13 protein-coding genes are annotated in these 19,422 nt (G+C 33.0%); 9 read left to right on the top strand and 4 right to left on the bottom strand.

Annotated features, from left to right (window positions below; all coding sequences use genetic code 11):
* Positions 1-36: 36 nt before the first annotated feature.
* A complete protein-coding gene (gene cysK / locus OZP07_RS14610; protein WP_281635667.1) occupies positions 37-951 on the bottom strand; it encodes a cysteine synthase A in 915 nt (304 codons plus the stop codon).
* Positions 952-1,220: 269 nt separating this feature from the next.
* Between cysK and OZP07_RS14605 the strand changes: the two genes are divergently transcribed.
* From OZP07_RS14605 to OZP07_RS14595, 3 genes are read left to right on the top strand one after another with little or no spacing between them, the layout of a single operon-like run.
* Complete coding sequence (locus tag OZP07_RS14605; RefSeq protein WP_281635666.1) at positions 1,221-1,598, top strand: DUF6932 family protein; 378 nt, start codon at positions 1,221-1,223, stop codon at positions 1,596-1,598.
* 3 nt (positions 1,599-1,601) lie between these two features.
* The gene (locus OZP07_RS14600) at positions 1,602-2,129 is read left to right on the top strand and encodes a helix-turn-helix domain-containing protein (protein ID WP_281635665.1); all 528 of its coding nucleotides are present in this window, start codon (positions 1,602-1,604) and stop codon (positions 2,127-2,129) included.
* 3 nt (positions 2,130-2,132) lie between these two features.
* Entirely contained in the window at positions 2,133-3,773 is a 1,641-nt protein-coding gene (locus OZP07_RS14595) for a KGGVGR-motif variant AAA ATPase (RefSeq protein ID WP_281635664.1), read from the top strand.
* A gap of 64 nt (positions 3,774-3,837) precedes the next feature.
* Here OZP07_RS14595 and lpdA read toward each other — a convergent pair whose 3' ends face one another.
* On the bottom strand, positions 3,838-5,226 hold the full coding sequence (lpdA, locus tag OZP07_RS14590) for a dihydrolipoyl dehydrogenase (protein ID WP_281635663.1): 1,389 nt from the start codon (positions 5,224-5,226) through the stop codon (positions 3,838-3,840).
* Positions 5,227-5,462: 236 nt separating this feature from the next.
* On the opposite strand from lpdA, the gene OZP07_RS14585 reads away from it, so the two are divergent.
* The 6 genes from OZP07_RS14585 (at position 5,463) to OZP07_RS14560 (ending at position 14,635) form a co-directional block, all read left to right on the top strand.
* Positions 5,463-6,233: a LytR/AlgR family response regulator transcription factor gene (locus OZP07_RS14585; RefSeq protein ID WP_281635662.1), complete on the top strand. Its 771-nt coding sequence runs from the start codon at positions 5,463-5,465 to the stop codon at positions 6,231-6,233.
* A 63-nt stretch (positions 6,234-6,296) separates the two neighbouring features.
* Positions 6,297-7,880 (top strand): sensor histidine kinase, encoded by a 1,584-nt coding sequence (locus tag OZP07_RS14580; RefSeq protein WP_281635661.1) that lies wholly within the window; start codon positions 6,297-6,299, stop codon positions 7,878-7,880.
* 292 nt (positions 7,881-8,172) lie between these two features.
* Positions 8,173-11,472, top strand: a complete 3,300-nt coding sequence (locus tag OZP07_RS14575; protein ID WP_281635660.1) for a SusC/RagA family TonB-linked outer membrane protein — start codon at positions 8,173-8,175, stop codon at positions 11,470-11,472.
* A 12-nt stretch (positions 11,473-11,484) separates the two neighbouring features.
* Positions 11,485-12,804: a RagB/SusD family nutrient uptake outer membrane protein gene (locus OZP07_RS14570; RefSeq protein ID WP_281635659.1), complete on the top strand. Its 1,320-nt coding sequence runs from the start codon at positions 11,485-11,487 to the stop codon at positions 12,802-12,804.
* A gap of 89 nt (positions 12,805-12,893) precedes the next feature.
* Positions 12,894-13,925 (top strand): SGBP N-terminal domain-containing protein, encoded by a 1,032-nt coding sequence (locus OZP07_RS14565; protein ID WP_281635658.1) that lies wholly within the window; start codon positions 12,894-12,896, stop codon positions 13,923-13,925.
* 74 nt (positions 13,926-13,999) lie between these two features.
* Entirely contained in the window at positions 14,000-14,635 is a 636-nt protein-coding gene (locus OZP07_RS14560) for a M48 family metalloprotease (protein ID WP_281635657.1), read from the top strand.
* 164 nt (positions 14,636-14,799) lie between these two features.
* Here OZP07_RS14560 and OZP07_RS14555 read toward each other — a convergent pair whose 3' ends face one another.
* Together OZP07_RS14555 and OZP07_RS14550 are read right to left on the bottom strand one after the other, a co-directional pair.
* Positions 14,800-17,403: a zinc-dependent metalloprotease gene (locus OZP07_RS14555; RefSeq protein ID WP_281635656.1), complete on the bottom strand. Its 2,604-nt coding sequence runs from the start codon at positions 17,401-17,403 to the stop codon at positions 14,800-14,802.
* A 217-nt stretch (positions 17,404-17,620) separates the two neighbouring features.
* A complete protein-coding gene (locus OZP07_RS14550) occupies positions 17,621-19,375 on the bottom strand; it encodes an ABC transporter ATP-binding protein (RefSeq protein ID WP_281635655.1) in 1,755 nt (584 codons plus the stop codon).
* Between the last annotated feature and the right edge of the window lie 47 nt (positions 19,376-19,422).

Here is a 19,422-nt window from a genome sequence, read left to right as displayed (position 1 = left end):
TTTTCACAAATCGGTTGTGTATTGAGTATTAATTTTTTATTCAAATAAACCTTCGATGCTTAAATAACGTTCTCCAGTGTCGTAGCAAAAAGTTAGTACTTTGGATCCTGCCGGGATTTCTTTAAGTTTTTTAGCAACAGCAGCCAATGATGCTCCTGAGGAAATTCCTAGAAGAATACCTTCCTCTTTAGCTGCTCTTTGTGCGAATTCAAAAGCTTCATCTTTGCTTACTTGTATAGTTCCGTCGAGAGCTTCAGTATGCAGGTTAGTTGGAATAAATCCTGCTCCAATACCTTGAATTGGGTGAGGTGAATGTGTTCCGCCGCTTATAACTGGAGATAATTCTGGTTCTACAGCGAATACTTTCAGGTTTGGAAAATGCAATTTCAGTGCTTCGGCACAGCCAGTAATATGTCCGCCAGTTCCAACACCAGTAATCAGATAATCCAATCCATTAGGAAAAGCTTTTATGATTTCCTGTGCTGTGGTGTTTTTGTGGATTTCAATATTTGCGGGGTTATCAAACTGATAAGGGATCCATGAATTTGGAATGCCACTTGCTATTTCTTCAGCTTTTTCAAGAGAGCCTTTCATTCCTTTTTCACGCGGAGTAAGCACAAATTCAGCTCCATAGATACTCATCAAACGGCGTCTTTCTACAGACATCGAGTCAGGCATTACCAAAATTAGTTTATATCCTTTTACGGCAGCGACCATCGCAAGTCCGATACCTGTATTTCCTGAAGTTGCCTCGATGATGGTACTTCCTTTTTGCAGTAATCCTTTTTGTTCAGCGTCTTCTACCATAGAAAGAGCAATTCTGTCCTTGATGCTGGCTCCTGGGTTTGTTTTTTCAAGTTTTACCCAAACATTGGCATCTGGTCCGTATAATTTATTGATTTTTACGTGCGGCGTATTGCCAATGGTTTCTAATATGTTATTGTGTGTCATTTTTTCTGTTTTTTTAGATGCTAGTAAATATACTCCATATTTAAGGATTTACAAAACGTAATTGTGGATTATTAACGATTGAAATCATTCGATTATTTGACCATGCCTTATAATCTATTTGAATTAAATATGTGTTAAATCGAAAATTTTGAGTTATTTATTTGAAACACATTATTATATTTGTGTTTATATAAACACAACTAATTAATTGTTTGATACCAAATTTTCAATCTAACGGAGTTTTGCCTTCAGGTATCCATTGGGCTACTATGGAAGAAATTAAAGAAAAACTGTGCTTTTCTGACAAAAGAATTGAATTAGTTTTTGGTCTTGAACAGGCAATTATAAGTTTAAAAAGTGCTGGTTGTGTAACTATATATTTAGATGGTAGTTTTTCAACTTCAAAAGAAAATCCTGGAGACATTGATGTTTGTTGGGAATTAGGAAAAGTAGATTTGGATATTCTACTTGCTATTGAACCTGTACTTTTTGATTTCAATTTTAAAAGGAAAGCTCAGAAGGATAAATTTGGATGTGAGTTTTTTGTAATGGATTTTATTGCAGCTCCTCCAGATATAACATTTATAGAATTTTTCCAGCAAGATAGGGATGGTAATCCAAAAGGTATAATTGGACTAAAAATTTGAGTTATGATAAAAAACGAAAAACAATACGGTGTCACAAAAAACAATTTGAAAAAATTTCAAGATGCAATAAGAGTGATTTCTGAATCTAGTAGTTCTAAGAATCCATTATTATTAAAACTTCAAATTGATTCTATTCAAAGTCAAATTGATGTTTTTGAGGAAGAAATAGAAATGTATGAAGGATTAAAAAAAGGAGAAATTACAAATGTTTCCAGAGGTTTTGAAGATTTAAGTTGTGGTATTATAGAAAGTAGAATTGCTAAAGGTTATAATCAAAAGCAATTTGCAGAATTACTGAAAACAAGTGAACAACAAGTTCAGAAGTATGAATCTGAAAATTATTCCAATATTAGCTTAAAGCGTTTACAAGAAATTGTGGCAGTTCTTGATGTAGATTTTGATGCAACATTTAATTTTAATAAAAAAAGACGTTTTACAACATCAGACTTTTTAGCGCCTCAAGGAGTTAATACCATAGAAATTCGAAATAGAATAAGAAGCAGAGGCACAACTGTATCAATGTGTAGGTAAGAAATGAAAACAATAACTTTTTATTCATATAAAGGCGGAGTTGGAAGATCGCTAACACTGTCAAACATTGCAATGCGATTAGCTGATTTAGGGAAAAAAGTATGTATTATTGATTTTGATTTAGAAGCTCCAGGTTTGCATCTTAAATTCAATAAGCACATCAATCGATCAGAAATAAATAAAGGAATTGTAGAGTATATTTCTGATTTTCAGAATAAAGACTATGTCCCAAAATCTATCAATGAATATGTGACTGATGTGAATTATTTAGGAACTCTGAATGGTTCTATAAAATTGATACCTGCAGGGGATATTTATAGTAACGAGTATTGGAAAAATTTATCTTCGATTAATTGGAAAGATTTATTTTATTCTGAAGAAAATAATGGTGTTAACTTATTATTGCATCTTAAAGAATTAATAAAAATTGATTTAAATCCAGATTTTATTCTGATAGATTCAAGAACAGGAATTACTGATATTTCAGGTATAGCTATGACTTTGTTAGCTGATAGTGTAGTTACTTTGGCAGCTAATAATGATGAAAATATTTCTGGTACTGCTAGAATAATTAAAAGTTTGATGAATAATGAAAACAATTTGTTAGGTAGATTGCCTAAAATTTATTTTGTTTTAACAAGAATTCCATATTATCCAAATCCTGATGAAAAGCATAAAGAAATCAGAATAAGTCGAAAAGCTTTGCTTCAAATAAATAAAGGTGAAAAATTAATAGATAAAGTATTTGTTATTCATTCAGACAGGGATTTAGAAGAGGAAGAAAGATTTAAGATTAATAATATTTCAGAGAAAACTACTTCAAATCAAGTTGTACCAATCGAAGAAGATTATTTGACTTTATTTGAAGAGTTAACAAAGGATGATTTAACAGATGAAGAATTGTGTAGGTTTAATGATTTAAGAGAATCAGAATTATTAATTGAAGAAGCTAGAAATATAGTAGATAATGCTGTAAAAATTAATAAACTTAAAAAAGCAATTGAGTTGAATTCAAATTCTCATGAAGCAATTGATTTGCTTGGTCTTGCTTTTATTGATTTGAAGAATTATGAAGAGGCACTTTTCTATGCAAGAAAGGCATCTGAAATTGATGATAAAGATTGGGGCTATAAATATCATATTGCTTATTGTCTTGATGAATTAAATCAGACTGATGAGGCGAAAATTATACTTGAAAATATTTTAAAAGGAGATGAAAGAAATTCCGAGACACTATCATTTTTGGGTAATATTCATTGTAACAAGTTAGAATACGGAATAGCTTTAAATTATCAATTAAAAGTAGTTGAGTATTTTCCTGATTACGATAACGGATATAATAGTGTTGGAAATACATATAGATTATTGAAAAACTATGAAAAGGCTTTTGAATATGTTTATAAATGTTTGGAGTTAAGTCCTAAGAATTTTTATGCTTCGTGCACTTTAGCTGAAATATATGCTGAATTGGGTAATGAAAATGAATTTTATAAAAATCTTCAATTATCTTTTATTTTTGGAATGAATTCTGAAACTTTTGATAGAATTGTTAATGAAGATGAACTTTATAAAAAGTATTTTAAAGAAGAGAGGTTTTTGAATTTATTGAAAACTTATAGAATAAAAGTAAATCTTCAAGAATAAATAAAAGAAAACCCCGATTTGAATAATTTCAAATCGGGGTTTTGTGAATATGTTTCTAAAACTATTACAAGTGAATCACTTCACCATAAGCATCAGCAACAGCTTCCATTACTGCTTCACTCATTGTTGGGTGAGGGTGGATCGCTTTAAGGATTTCATGTCCTGTAGTTTCCAGTTTACGAGCTACAACTGCTTCAGCAATCATATCGGTAACTCCGGCTCCAATCATGTGGCATCCTAACCATTCTCCGTATTTAGCATCAAAAATTACTTTTACAAAACCGTCTGGAGTTCCAGCAGCTTTTGCTTTTCCTGAAGCTGAGAACGGGAATTTACCAATTTTCAATTCGTATCCTTTTTCTTTGGCTTGTTTTTCGGTCAAACCTACAGACGCGATTTCAGGTGTAGCATACGTACATCCAGGAACGTTTCCGTAGTCGATTGGTTCAACGTGCAAACCTGCAATTTTTTCAACGCAGTTAATACCTTCAGCAGAAGCTACGTGAGCCAATGCTTGTCCAGGAGTTACGTCACCAATTGCATAGTAACCAGGAATATTAGTTGCGTTGTAAGCGTTTACCAAGATTTTGTCTCTGTCAACAGCAATACCTACTTCTTCCAATCCGATGTTTTCGATGTTAGTTTTGATTCCAACAGCAGACAATAAAATATCAGCTTCAAGAACTTCTTCTCCTTTTGCAGTTTTAACGAAAGCTTTAACTCCGGCTCCAGAAGTGTCAATACGCTCTACTGAAGAGTTTGTCATGATTTTGATACCCGCTTTTTTCAAAGAACGCTCAAATTGTTTAGAGATATCTTCGTCTTCAACAGGAACTACGTTTGGCATAAATTCTACGATAGTTACATCAGTTCCCATAGAGTTGTAGAAATGTGCAAATTCAACTCCAATTGCTCCAGAACCTACTACAATCATAGATTTTGGCTGTGTTGGTAAAGTCATTGCCTGACGGTATCCAATTACTTTTACACCATCTTGTGGCAAGTTTGGCAGCTCACGAGAACGAGCTCCAGTAGCGATAATAATGTGGTCCGCACTGTATTCAGTAACTTTTCCGTCTTTATCAGTAACGTCCAATTTTTTACCTGGTTTCAATTTTCCAAAACCATCAATAACGTCAATTTTATTTTTTTTCATCAGGAATTGAACTCCTTTGCTCATTCCTTCTGCAACACTACGGCTACGTTGTACAACAGCCGAAAAATCTTTATCAAATTCATTTACAGTTAGTCCGTAATCTGAAGCATGTTTCAAATAATCAAAAACCTGAGCTGATTTTAGTAACGCTTTTGTTGGAATACAACCCCAATTTAAACAGATACCGCCAAGGTTTTCTTTTTCAACTACAGCTACTTTAAATCCTAATTGAGAGGCTCTAATTGCTGTAACATATCCTCCAGGGCCACTTCCTAAAACTATAATATCGTATTTCATTTCTTTTCGTATTTTCTAAATTAATTTAAGTTTCCAAAATTAAGGATTTATTCTGTCTTGAGAAAGTTTCCATCAAATTTTTCTATTATGAACGGTTATCAATTGCTCTACTTGACAGTCATATACGGGCATCCTTGTAAAACCGAAATTAAGGATGTACCTTTGCAATGTGATTTTTTTCTCTTCCATTAGAGAGTCAGAGGATATTAATCTTTGGTTGATTTAATTTTTTTAGGATGAACATTGTTATTATTGAGGATGAGGATTTGGCGGCTGAGTCTTTAGAGAAATTATTATTGAAAAGCAGTCGGAATGTTGTAGTTATAAAACGTCTGGAAAGTGTATCTGAAGCTTTAGAATGGTTTAAGGACAATAGCTGTGATTTGATTTTTAGTGATATACATCTTGGTGATGGAGAAAGTTTTGAGATTTTCGAAACTTTAGATATAAAGATTCCTATTGTTTTTACTACTGCTTTTGATAAGTATGCCATACAATCTTTTCAGTTTTTTGCAATCGACTATTTGTTAAAACCCTATGATGAGGATAAACTTAATAGCGCCATAGAAAAATATTTTAGCATTAATGTTTCTGCTCCTGTTGAATTTAATAAGATTGAGAGTTTTTTGCAGCAATTAAAGTCTAATGAAAAAAACACAAATATTCAAGAACGTTTTTTGGTTTCCAGAGGCGAGCAATTGATTTCAATAAATAGCAATGAGATTGCTTATTTTATGGCTCAGGATAAGTATCTTTTTTTATTTACGAATACCGGCGATAGCTTTTTGTACGAAGACACTATTTCTAACATAGAGTTTAAATTGTCCAGTAAAGATTTTTTTAAAATTAATAGAAAGTTTATTGTAAGTCATCATGCTATAAAACAGATATTTAAGTACAGTCAAAATAGGTTGAAGCTAGAATTACAGCCAGTGCCTAATTTTTCGGAGTTGATTTTGGTTAGTTCAAAAAGCACCAAGGATTTTAAAAATTGGCTCAATAATTAATAGCAGCTGTTATTGCAAATGAAATTTCTAATTCGAGCAAAAAAACATCAGAGATACTTATATTTGAGTATCTTTATTATTGTCTTATTCTTTGCAGGGAGTTCACTAATAACTCCTAAAATCACCACAGTTACTGAGAATTTAATTGAACATATAGTACAAGACAATTTAAAATCCAAAGAGAATATTATTGCTTTTGAATTTAATCAACTGAATCAATTTTTAGAAGATTCTGAAAAAATGATTAACAGTTCATCAGCTGTTTTGATACCAAAATTGAAGTCTAAATTATTGTTTAATAGTGATTTATCTGTAAGTAACCCCAATGTGTCTAATAGTTTTGTTTGTTTCTTGGATAAAAAAATGAACAAGGATATTTGTTTTTCTAAAAAAAATAATACTGTCTATAGGCATGAAATTATCAGTTGGATAAATACTTTAAAAAAAAACACTAAGGAAGTTTTTTTAGACAGTGTTGTTAAAAGTGAAGGAGGCGTTTTTAATAGAAAGATAGTTGCTAAAAAATTAGCCAATGGTACTATAGTAATTATTGGTTATGATATCGATTTATTGCATTTTTGGAAATATTACTCAGAAGTGTATAAAGGCGAGGGTGGTTATACAGTGGTTACAAATGCAAAGGGGATATGTGTTCTGCATCCCGATACTAGATATATTGGTAATCCGCTGCCTGATTTTTTTAAAACTTTTTCTATAACAAAAGTGCTTAAAAATTCGGAAAATATAAATAGTTATTATCAACCCCATGATAAAAATATACTCAAAGAAAAAGCGATTTCAGCTTTTTTAGGTATAGAAGTATTACGGTATTATGATGCTGTAAAAATAGGAAGAAACTCTTTGGTTGTTATTGTAAGTTTTCCTGTAGATATTTATCTTAGAGAGTCTGTTGTTTCCATTAAAAAGTATTTTTCATGGATGACTGTTTTTGCTTTTTGTGCATTTATGCTTTTGTTAGCTGTTTCTAGAACTCAATTAAAAAAAGAATTTGCCGAGAATCTGATAATAGTAAATGAAAAGGAAGATTTAATGCGGGTTAATGAAAAATTCCAGCGTGAAAATGCCGTTTTACAGCTGAGTCAATTGAAGAAAAAGATGAATCCTCATTTTTTATTCAATAGTTTAAACTCTTTACATGTTTTAATTGGATCGAAACCAGAAGTATCCCAGCAGTTTGTTTTAAAATTAGCCGATGTATATCGCTATCTTTTAGAAGAGAGAGAGCAGCATTTGGTTACAGTTAAAAAGGAGTTAGATTTTTTAAAGCAATATATTTTCTTGCAGGAAATTAGGTTTAGCAATAGTTTGAACGTTTCTATATCCTGCGAATGTGAAGCTAAAATTCTGCTAAAAAAAATTCCTTTTTTATCTCTGGAAACATTGGTTGAGAATGCAATAAAACATAATGAAATTACCAAGCAGAAACCGTTGTATATAAGTATAGTAATTCACGAGACTGAAATTATTGTGAGTAATAATTATGCACCAAGAAAAAATAAAGATCAAAGCAGTCATCATATTGGTTTGGATTATCTGAGAAACAATTATGAGTATTATCAGGTAGATACTTTTCGTACTGTAATTGATGACGGAGCATTCAAATGTTACTTGCCTTTGTTGTCTTAAAAATACAATTTCACTCCCTTTTTTAACGAGTTCACTCTGTTTTGTTTTTTCAGAGATGATGTCTTTTGCATCTTTACTCATAAATTCTTGAATTATTAGATTTTACGAATGCTTTCTGGCTTGAATAGTTTTTTTTGTTAAAATAGGTTAATTCGTCACATTATCTGTATTGATAGATGGTTTTATCAAATAAAAAAGCAGGTGGCTTTGTAAAGTAGATTAGAGAAAGAATTTAGAATTTTAGGTTAGAGCCTAACATATTGATTATATAATTTAAATATTTGAATAAAAGATGATTAAAAAAATACTTTATTTCTTAATCCTTATACCCGCAGCTCTATTGGCTCAAAATAAGAAGGTTATTAGCGGAAGGGTTATTGAAGCAAAAACTCAAATGCCTATTGTCGGAGCATCAGTCTATGTTTCTTCTGCAATTATTGGGAACCAAACCAAGATTGCCGGTGTGCTTCAAGGAGCAATGATTGGAACGACTACTAATAATGATGGGAAGTTTACATTGTCAGTTTCTGAAGACATAAAAAATCTTTTGGTATCCTATATGGGGTTTGAAACCGAAGTAGTAAGTGTATCAAAATCGAGTTCTAACTTGAAAATTCAATTGAGAGAGAGTTCGGAAGTCTTGAAAGAAGTCATTTTAATGGGTTATCAGAGTCTTGAGAAACGAAAACTTACTTCTTCTTATACAGTAATTAATGCATCTGAAATTAAGCAGTCTGCAGTAGCAAATGTCGACCAAATGTTAATGGGGCAAGTTGCTGGAGTTGTTATTCAGCCTACTAACGGAGCACCAGGAGCTCCTTCAAAAATTTCGATTCGTGGGACATCTACTTTAAATGGTACATCTGATCCTTTATGGGTTTTGGATGGAATTCCTTTGGAAGGCAATAATGTACCTTCAGATTTTAAAGACAAAGACAATATTGATAATTTAAAATCCTATGCTATTGGGGGATTAAACCCTGATGATATTGAAAATATAACCATTTTAAAAGATGCTTCGGCTACTTCTATTTATGGTGCAAGAGCTGCCAATGGAGTTATTGTTATTACAACTAAGAAAGGTAAAAAAGGCGCGATGCGTATCAATTTTAATGCGAACAGTTTTGTGACTCAAAAACCTGACTTTGGTAAATTAAATTTGATGAATTCTGCTCAAAAAGTAGATTTTGAGTTGTTTTTAGCGAGCCGTTCCGATTTGAATTACCATGAAGATAGAGGTGCGGTAGCTAGAATTTTAAATGCGAACAACGAGTATGCTGCTTTTAGAGACAATGGATTTGCAAGTCTTTCTAAAGCCACTCAAAATTCCATAAATGATTTAAAAAAGACAAATACCGACTGGGGTAACGAGATTTATCAAATGGCGGTAAACCAACAGTATAGTTTGAGTCTTTCGGGTGGAAATGACACAAATGATTACTATTTTTCTACAGGAATTTATGATGAAAAAGGAACTACGAAAGGGACAGGTTTAAGACGGTACACTATTACGCTGAAAGATAATTTTTCAGTAAATGATAAATTAAAATTTGGTGTGTCTTTATTTGGAAGCCAGAATAAAACGGGTTCTTATATTACAGATGCAGATGGTTATACCAGTCCGTCTTATTATTCCAGAACAGCTAATCCTTATTTGAAAGTATATGATGCCAATGGCAATTATGCTTATGACCCTGATTTGGTAGAAAGATCTGATTTGAATTTAAATTATAATCCTGTAGAAGAAAGAAAAAATACACAATATGATTTAACAGCCAATTCTCTTAAATCAATCTTTGACGCAAATTATAAATGGAACAAGAATTTTAGTCTTGCTTCGCAGCTAGGTTTGCAATTGGATTTTGATAAAACAGAGAAATATTCGGCAGAGAATAGTTATTATACACGAAAATACAATCAAAATTCACAGTATCTTACACCAACTGGTGATGTTGCTTATTATATGCCAAAAGGAGGAATTATTCAGAATTGGAATGCTGATTCTTTTCAATACAATTGGAAAACAACAGCCAATTTTAATAAAACCTTCAATTCACTGCATGAAGTAGATGTTATGGCAGGAACTGAGTTTAGAAGAAATAAAAGGACCGAAGTGCATACTAAAGGATTTGGTTTTAATCCTAATACATTAACCACTACTGCTATCACAAACGAATTATCCTTAACGAATTCACTTTTTAAACCTTATAGAAAAACGTTTAATGAAAATGCTTTTGCATCATTCTTTGGTACAGCTTCTTATACTTTTGATAAAAAATATACCGTTTTTGGCAGTTTGCGCTATGATGGTTCTAACTTGTTTGGTGTTGATGTTAAATACAGATATCTGCCATTGTGGTCTGTAGCTGGTTCATGGAATGTTTTTAGAGAAAACTTTATGGATGGAATCGATCTAATAAGCGATTTGAAATTGAGAGCTTCTTATGGAATACAAGGAAACATTGATAAAACTACCTCTCCTTACGTAGTTGGGGTATATGACAGCGAAACTATTCTGCCAGGAATGCCAGAAGATGTTATTCGTGCTTTGAGCGCTCCTAACGGAAAATTAAGATGGGAAAAAACCGTATCCTCAAACTTTGGTTTTGATTTAGGCATTTTAAATAATAGAGTTAACCTAACGGCAGATTATTATAATAGAAAGAGTACAGACTTGATTGGATTGAGAGCTGTACCACTGGAAAGCGGTTATAATTTTATCAATACAAACTGGGGATCGGTAACCAACAGCGGTTATGAGCTGTCTGTTACTTCCAAAAATATTTCGACTTCAAATTTTGGATGGTCTACGGGACTTAATATTTCCCATAATAAGGATGTAGTTAACGAAATTCAGATAAGAGATGAAGATTTTAAACCTTCGCTAAAAGGCTATAGCTCTAGTGCTATTTTTGCAATAAAAACAGCTGGAATAGACAGTAATGGATTGCCTTTGTTCTGGAAAGACGGAAAGAAAGTAACGGCAGTAGATTTTTATAAATTAGAAAATGGTACTAACGGAAGCCAATTGACTAGAGAAGAACATAGAAAATTGTATTCTTATGTAGGAGACGCAATGCCAAAAATTAGTGGTGGTTTTAGAAATAGTTTCCGATACAAACAATATGAACTAAGAATTTTATCTAATTTCAATATCAAACAAACCGTTAAAACTGCGCCAACGTATTATCCAACAATGGCTGACCCTAGCAAAAATTATAGTACCGATATCTTAAAAGCTGGAACAGGAAAATATCCTGCTTTAATCGGGTTAAACTCACCAGGTTTTGATACTGATTTGGTTTACACTTGGTACACCTCCTCCGATGAAGGAAAAACATACAACGATTTGGATATTTGGGTTAAAGATATTTCATATATACGTATCAGCAGTATTAGACTTGGATATGATTTACCAAAAAAATATTTGGACGAGCTAAATTTGTCCAGCTTTAATTTCAACATCGAAGGACGTAATTTATTCGTTTTTGGAACCAGTTATAATGGGTATTTCGATCCAGAAACTTACGGAAGTATCTATGCACAACCTATTCCTAAAATAGTTTCTTTAGGATTTAATCTTTCTTTTTAAAAACAGGAAAACATGAAAAAAATTAATTATATATTTTTATTTCTTGCTCTAAATTTAGTCTCTTGTAACGATTATTTAGACATAGAGCCTGTAGGGCAGGTAATACCAAAATCAGTAGAGGAATATAGAAGTTTCCTAACTGCTGCTTATGCTGTTTCAAAAGAATATAAAGTATTTACAGCTTATCGTGCTGACGAATTGTCATTGAAAGCAAATGCTGTTGGTATAGAGTACTATCAAGATATTTTTATTTGGAATGATTTAAATCCTAGTCCTTCAACAAGTGCTTTTCCTTATGCAGGTTTGTATAACACTATATTTTATGCCAACCACGTCATTAACAATGCGGCAACTATGGAAGGTGAGATTGCAGCCAAAAATCAGTTAGTGAGCGAGGCTTATGCGTTGCGTGCAATGACTTATTTTGAGTTAGTCAATCTTTACGCAAAACCATATAATAAAACTACCGCCAGTACTGATCCTGGAGTGCCAATTACTACCGAATATGATTCGGATAAAGCATACCCGGTAAAAACAGTTCAAGAAGTTTATAACTTAATATTGAGCGATATTAGCCAAGCGGAAACTCTGGAAAATGTTAAACAGCAGACATTAGGCTACAATTATAGATTTTCTACGATTGCTGTGAAAGCTTTGAAAACAAGAGTGTATTTGTATCAAAAGGAATGGCAGAAAGCGATTGATGCAGCTAAAGAAGCTTTAGCTATAAAAAGTGCAATTCAGGACTTGAATAACAATGTAACAATTATGCCTTCTGAATATAATTCGGCAGAGTCAATTTTGGCATTAGAAACTGTTGCAACTTTTGACATAGTAAATAATGCCTCCATTTCGGATGATTTGATTTCGGCTTATGATAAAACCAATGATTTGCGTTTTGATTTATATTTTAGTAAAAATACAGATGGATCTTATCGCTCTAAGAAAAGTAAAGACACCAAATTCAAGGCATCATACAGAACTGCTGAATTGTTTTTGACGACTGCAGAATGTTTGGTTGAGTTGAATGACATTGCAGCGGCTAAGCAAAAATTAATTGATTTTACTAAAAATCGATATACTCCTGGTGGCTGGGCAGCTTATAAAACTAAAATAAGTACTTTAAATGCAACTGATTTATTGACCGAAATACTTGAAGAACGCCGAAGAGAGTTTGCAATTGAGGGCTACAGATGGAATGATTTGAGAAGAACAACGCAGCAAGCTTTGACCAAAAACTTTAATGGAAAAAATTATACACTGGCTAAAAATGATAGCCGATACGTAATTCCATTTCCAAAAGAGGCAACTATAAATAACCCTAACTTATAGAATAAAACCGTTTTAAACTGTTGTTATCTTGTGGTTTAAGATGCTGAATAAAGAAGATAAATAAAACCCATTTTAACCTATTTTTAATTATGAAAAGAATTTTTTCGACTCTGTGTTTGTTTATAGCAGTAGCTATATCAACGGTTTCTTGTTCAAGCGATAGCGAATCAGCTTCAAGCTTAGCTAGTATTAATGATTTTAAAATTGCAATAGCTAATGTTGATGCTGCATCAATTACTTATAATTTAGGTACTGCTATTACAGTGAGTGTGCCTTATGGAGCAAGTTTAGAGGCTGTTATACCAACTATCACAGTTTCTGATAAAGCTACAATTTCGCCGGCATCTGGCACAAAAGTTAGCTTTGTTAATGGAGAATCTAAACCATTTACTGTTACTGCCGAGGATGGAACAACAAAAGTATATACGGTTACTATTAAAGTTCGTCCAGAAGTGGGCAGTGGTTCTAAATTAAAAACATATAAATTGGAAGATTTATTTGGTGAAAACTCTACTACAACTTTTGCAAAATATAATACAGCCAATTTTGTAACTGAGTTTACCAAAAATGTGGATGATTTTGGGGATATTACTTCTACTACTTATACATTAGTGTACAATGATAAAAATGAAGTGATAGAGAAAAAGTCTGAAACAGCTAAAGAAAGCACTGTTTACACATACAATAGTGCAGGTCAAATTACGACTGCCGTTTATAAAAAGAATTCAGTCTTGACTTATACCTACGCATATACGTATGACACAGCTGGAAATTTAGCTTCTGAAAAAAGAACAGCTCATGCTGAAAAAGATGCAGTTTCTGAAGTGAAATATACTATTGTTAATGGAAACGTTACCAAAGAGAATAGATTTGGAGAGGATTATATTGCCACTTACGATTCAAAAAACAATCCTTTCAAAGGGATTTATCCATCTGCTTATGCTGCAATTAATGCAGGAATTCAATCCGTAAATGTTAACAATCCTATTAAAGGTACTTTTGCTGATCCTGCAGGAGTGAAATACATATACAATACAGATAACTATCCTGTAAGTGCTGAATATACTTATTTTGATGGTTTAGCTACGGTATCAAAAACATTTACTTACTACGCTAATTAAGTAATTTTTTTTTAAAGAATTGAAACAAACACTCTTTTTTAAGGGTGTTTGTTTTTTATAAACAGTTATGAAAAATGAATAAATACTTATTTATATTGCTCTTTGCCTGTTTATGCAGCTGCAATGGGTGCTCTTCGGATAGTGAGGATAAAAATGCAGAAATAGTTTTAAGCAATGAGGATTTGCTCATAAAGCGGTACAATGAATCAGTTGTTCCAATGTTTAAAAGCTATAATGGTATTGAAATTCCTAGTGAGTTTCATGTTGATGCCAAAGACAAAACGATTAATGCTGGAGCTTCTTTTGGCTATGTAGAAGTAAGTCAAGGATTGATTGAGGTTAAAAAACAATCACTGCAAATTTTTGTTTTATCACATGAAGTTTCCCATATTGTTACTATTTCGCAGGCAAAATTATTTGGTTTAAAAGGAGAGATTCCAAGAGGAGCAATAACCAACGACTATAAAAAAGCTGAATACTTGGCTGATTTAATTGCGGTACATTTAATGCAGACCAAATTGCCTAAAGAGTTTGAATCCTTGTATGCAGATTTTGATTATTTACAGCAATTGTTTGGGGCAGCAACTTTTACACATCCTTCTGGTTTGGATAGGATTAATTCTCTAAAAGAATATCTCCATAATAGTAAAGAAGAAAACGAACCAACAGCTTTCAAGAAGCAGTTTCTTAGCATTTGGAATAGGGATTAGCAGAATTTTAAAGTTCCAGAGAGAGTCGAAAATGCAGTAGTCTGAAAGTCAATAAAGCTCTAAAACAGGCTATATTGTTTTAAGATCTTTTGTGTTTTACATATTTAAAAAAATAGGCGGCCCAATTATGCCGCCTATTTTTTTATTCTAAATCTAAATGCTTTTTATAATGATGAGTTTAATGCTCTTTCGATTCGTTGAATCAAATCAAAATAATGATTTTTAGTTTCTTGATTGCCTGTGTTTTGTTTGATTTTTATTAATTTCAAGATCTTGTTTAACTCTCCTCTTTTCTCTGAAGTAACTTCAGAAACTCTTTTCATAGCCGATTGATTGATGTTGCGCACCATTTTAGAATCGTCAATGTAGGTGCATATTTCGGGAATATTCAAGTTGTTTTCAATTTGAATCAGTTTTTTAGACTCTGTTTTTTCGAATAGTTTATTGATTGAAACAATTAGTACATCTACATAATTTTTTTGAGTCATACGCTCTAAGATACTCAAGGATTTATTTTGTATTGTAGGAGCAAAAATATGATTATTAACGGTTTGAAATAACTGGGTTACTGTAAATAATTTCTCTTTGCTTTTATTACGCTGATACAATTCGTTTTCAATCATCCGAAGCAAGCGTTCGTCATTGAACATATTGTATAAAGTGTTATACTGAAGATCTCTTGCCAGGGTATAAGGTGTGTATTCATAAGGCCCAACTGGAGAATCTTTGAGTGGATTTGTCTTGTCCAGTATAGGATTAAAAAACAGCCATTCTGGCAAAGTGATACTATTTTTCAATAGATATGCTGTCGCTCTTTTTTGAATAGCAGCAGGAACAGCTGTATAACTAGCCTTGTTATCTCCATGTACTGTTGTGTTGAGATAAATACCGCCGAGGTTATTCAATACATGTCTGTTATACAATTGCCATTGTCCTATGGCACCAATGTACAATTTTCCAGTTTCATAGTATGATTCATCCTTATCATATGTCCAGGCCAGGATGTTATTCACAACAACTTTTAGGTTTTTCAGGCCATATTCGCCGGCTTTCATAGCATCATTTCCTAAATCTTCTGATTGCGAACGGGGATCTATAGTACTGTCTCCATCTTGCTGTTCTCCATAGAAATAGATAGGGTCATTTTGATGTTTGGCAATCAGTCCGTTTAAAGCCGTATGTTCTTCTTTTTCGTTGGCATACCAGCGGTAGCCCCATTCTATAGCATATTTGTCATATTCACCAATTTTTGGAGTGATTGCTTCTACATGATCTTCGGGTTGGGCGATATAATTGTAACGTGCATAATCCATGATCGATGGAGCTGTTCCTCCCATTTTTGCTGTAAAATCTTTAGAGCGAAGCGATTCAACATCATAAGCAAAAGAAGCACCCATATTGTGTTTTAAACCAAAAGTATGCCCCACTTCATGAGAAGAAACAAAACGAATAGCTTCGCCCATGTGTTCATCACTAAAATGATTATTTCTAGCCTTTGGGTCAATAGCACCAGTTTGAATGCGCATCCAGCTTTGCAGGGAAGTCATTACATTGTGCCACCAAATAATATCGGATTCAATTATTTCTCCGCTTCTGGGATCCACAACTGCTGGTCCCATCGCATTTGCTTTTTGTGAAGCTACATAGGTTATTACCGAGTAGCGTACATCGTCAATGTCAAAATCAATATCATCTGCAGCAGGTTCTTTAGCGATAACAGCATTTTTAAATCCTGCTTTTTCAAATGCAGTCTGCCAATCGAGAACTCCCGCAATGATATAGGAACGCCATTGTTTTGGGGTAGCCGGGTCAATATAGTAAACAATTGGTTTCTTAGGCTCTACTAATTCTCCTTTCTGGTATTTTTCAATATCTTCTGGTTTAGGTTCTAAACGCCAGCGTGTAATCAATTCTTTTTCATTCATAGCATGCTGTGCATCACTGAAATACCAATGCTTTTCGGTAAAGTAACCAATTCTGTTATCAGAAAATCGTGCTTTCATAGGTGTTTTGTCCAGTAATATAATGTTGCTGGTCACACCAATAGTTACTGATAAAGCGGGGCCTCCTTCGGCAACCGAAGTGGTGAGCTGTGATTTTATAATAATATTTTTGGGAAAGCTTTTTACTGTTTCTATATAAGATAAGTCAGATTTTACCGAACCTCCAAAACCGATATTGCTCAATACATCATTAAAACTTTTTTGTTTTCCGTCAAATACTTTATTCACTTTAATAACTACTGATGTAGAGTCGTTATTTTTAGTTTCAATATCAAAAACTTCAATGATAGATTCCGAAAAATTATTATTTACTGAAGCTGTTATTGCATCACCTATAGGAGAAGAAATTTTTGGAACGGATGATTTTACCCAGACTTTTTTTGCAATAAGATCTTTATGGAAAGTAATGATTTTGTTTTCATAATTCATTCCCTTATTTAATCCAGCATCATTTACCGGCATTGGAACATTAGAAATTTTGTTTACCACTAAAAACTCTCTTTGAAAAAGCGAGTCGTTAATCTCAAAATAAAGATCACTTTTAACCTGAATAATATTAAATAATCCTTTTTTGACAGTCCCTTGTTTTATAAGGACATCATATTTTTTCCCTTTTTTGTTAGCAGTACTATCTTGGATAATTTCTTTTTTGTCTGTTTTGTCTTTTTTATTCTTCTTTTGAGCAATTATAGCATTACAGCTCATAACTAATATAAATAATAGCAAACTGTTTTTTAGAGCTGTTTGATATGCCTTTCCCTTCATCGTGAAATAAGTTTAGGTTAAAATTTTTCCTAAAAATATCTGATTCAATAATCTTAAAAAAACAAAAAGGAGTGAGTAGTATTATTCTGGGAGTGAATACTCGTTTTTGTCCATTAAAGTTAAAAGGGTGGTTGCTTATTGATTTTTTTGATGATTAAAAGGCTTGTAAAGTTTGTAAGTATCCGGTATTTTGTATTTATGAGTACAGACAAAGTGATTAGTTAGCAGTTGAAAACTGCGAATCATACAGATTTTTATAATATCCCTTGTCTTGGTTTATTAATTCCTGATGTGTTCCCTGTTCTACAATAAGACCTTTATCCATGACAACAATTTTATCAGCATTGACAATAGTTGCCAATCGATGCGCAATAACAATTGATGTTCTTCCTTTGGTAATCGTTTCAGTAGCACGCTGAATCAATTCCTCGGAATAAGTGTCAATCGAAGAGGTTGCTTCGTCCAGAATAAGAATACTTGGATTGCTTACATAAGATCTTAAAAACGCGATGAGCTGTCTTTGTCCTGAAGAAAGCATTACGCCTCGTTCTTTTACATCAAAATCATAATTATCCGGCAGGCTCATTATAAAATCATGAACCCCGATTTTTTTGGCAGCATCCAATACCTGATCTCTTGTGATTTCAGGATTGTTAAGTGTTATATTGTTGTAAATGGTATCGGCAAAAAGGAAAACATCCTGCAGAACCACAGCAATCTGTTTACGCAGCGAACTCAAAGTATAATTTTCAATATTATGATTGTCTATAAAGATGGAACCGCTGTTAATTTCATAAAAACGGTTCAGTAAATTAATAATCGTTGATTTTCCTGCTCCGGTAGAACCTACAATGGCAATGGTCTGACTCGCTTTTACTTCAAGATTGATTCCTTTTATCACCTCCTCGTTTGGAATATAGCCAAAACGAACATCTTCAAAACGGATATCTCCGTTAAACAAAGGTGCTTCAATTGTTCCAGTATCTTGAATTTGGTCCTGTGTGTCCAAAATATCAAAAACACGATTGGCGGCAATCATTCCCAGCTGCATCTCGTTGAATTTATCAGCAATCTGACGCAGCGGATTAAACAGCATACTGATGAACATCGTGTATGAAAACAAGTCACCAAAGGTTGTTGAAGTATCGCCCTGCAGAATATGGAAACCTCCGTATAAAACAATGCAACCTAAAGTCAATGACGAAATAATATCAGCTATAGGAAAAAAAATGGAGTTGTATAAAATAGTCTTTATCCAGGCTTTATTATGTTTGTCATTAATTGCCCTGAATTTTTCGGCTTCAATATCTTCGCGATGAAACAGCTGAACAATTTTCATGCCCGTAACTCTTTCCTGTACAAATGAGTTCATATTGGCGATTTGAGTTCGCACTTCTTCAAAAGCAACCTGCATCTTTTTTTGAAAAATACGGGTGATATAAACTAAGATAGGCATCGCAACAATAACAATCCACGTCAGTTTCCAGTTCATATAAAACATAAAAATAAGAACTACTAGCATTTTCATCAAATCACTTATAATCATAAATAATCCTTGGCTGAAAATACGGGCAATCGCTTCAATATCCGAAACTGATCGCGTTACGAGCTGTCCCACTGGAACCAGATCGAAATATTTCATTCTGAAACTCAGAATATGTTTAAAAAGTTTTAAACGGATGTCTTTTACAATATCCTGTCCCAGCCAGTTGGCCCAATACACAAAGAAAAATTGTGCTAAAACTTCAAGCATCAGTACAATTCCCATCAGGCTTATGTAAATCAATAAACCGGTCTGATCTTTTGGCTGAATATAGCTGTCGACCGTCTGTTTCAGTAAATAGGGGCGAAGGGCCGCAAAAACAGATAGTGAAACAGCAAATGCAATCACGCCGTTAAAACGCCATTGGTAGGGTTTTGTGTAAGTTAAAATTCTCTTGAATAATCGGGTATCAAATGCTTTTGCTTTCAAAATTGACTTTATAAGTTAATTGTTTGTTTTTTATTATTAATGGTTTA

The organism is Flavobacterium marginilacus, from assembly GCF_026870155.1.
In the GTDB taxonomy this organism is placed as follows: domain Bacteria; phylum Bacteroidota; class Bacteroidia; order Flavobacteriales; family Flavobacteriaceae; genus Flavobacterium; species Flavobacterium marginilacus.
The sequence above is the reverse complement of the archived record's forward strand: the minus strand, read 5'-3'. Positions and strand labels throughout refer to the sequence as shown.

Bases quoted from the DNA above. Each gene is read 5' to 3' on its own strand.
- OZP07_RS14585 (WP_281635662.1), top strand. From the start codon at position 5,463: ATGAACATTGTTATTATTGAGGATGAGGATTTGGCGGCTGAGTCTTTA.
- OZP07_RS14560 (WP_281635657.1), top strand. From the start codon at position 14,000: ATGAATAAATACTTATTTATATTGCTCTTTGCCTGTTTATGCAGCTGC.
- lpdA (WP_281635663.1), bottom strand. From the start codon at position 5,226: ATGAAATACGATATTATAGTTTTAGGAAGTGGCCCTGGAGGATATGTT.
- OZP07_RS14565 (WP_281635658.1), top strand. From the start codon at position 12,894: ATGAAAAGAATTTTTTCGACTCTGTGTTTGTTTATAGCAGTAGCTATA.
- OZP07_RS14570 (WP_281635659.1), top strand. From the start codon at position 11,485: ATGAAAAAAATTAATTATATATTTTTATTTCTTGCTCTAAATTTAGTC.
- cysK (WP_281635667.1), bottom strand. From the start codon at position 951: ATGACACACAATAACATATTAGAAACCATTGGCAATACGCCGCACGTA.
- OZP07_RS14575 (WP_281635660.1), top strand. From the start codon at position 8,173: ATGATTAAAAAAATACTTTATTTCTTAATCCTTATACCCGCAGCTCTA.
- OZP07_RS14595 (WP_281635664.1), top strand. From the start codon at position 2,133: ATGAAAACAATAACTTTTTATTCATATAAAGGCGGAGTTGGAAGATCG.
- OZP07_RS14605 (WP_281635666.1), top strand. From the start codon at position 1,221: ATGGAAGAAATTAAAGAAAAACTGTGCTTTTCTGACAAAAGAATTGAA.
- OZP07_RS14600 (WP_281635665.1), top strand. From the start codon at position 1,602: ATGATAAAAAACGAAAAACAATACGGTGTCACAAAAAACAATTTGAAA.
- OZP07_RS14555 (WP_281635656.1), bottom strand. From the start codon at position 17,403: ATGAAGGGAAAGGCATATCAAACAGCTCTAAAAAACAGTTTGCTATTA.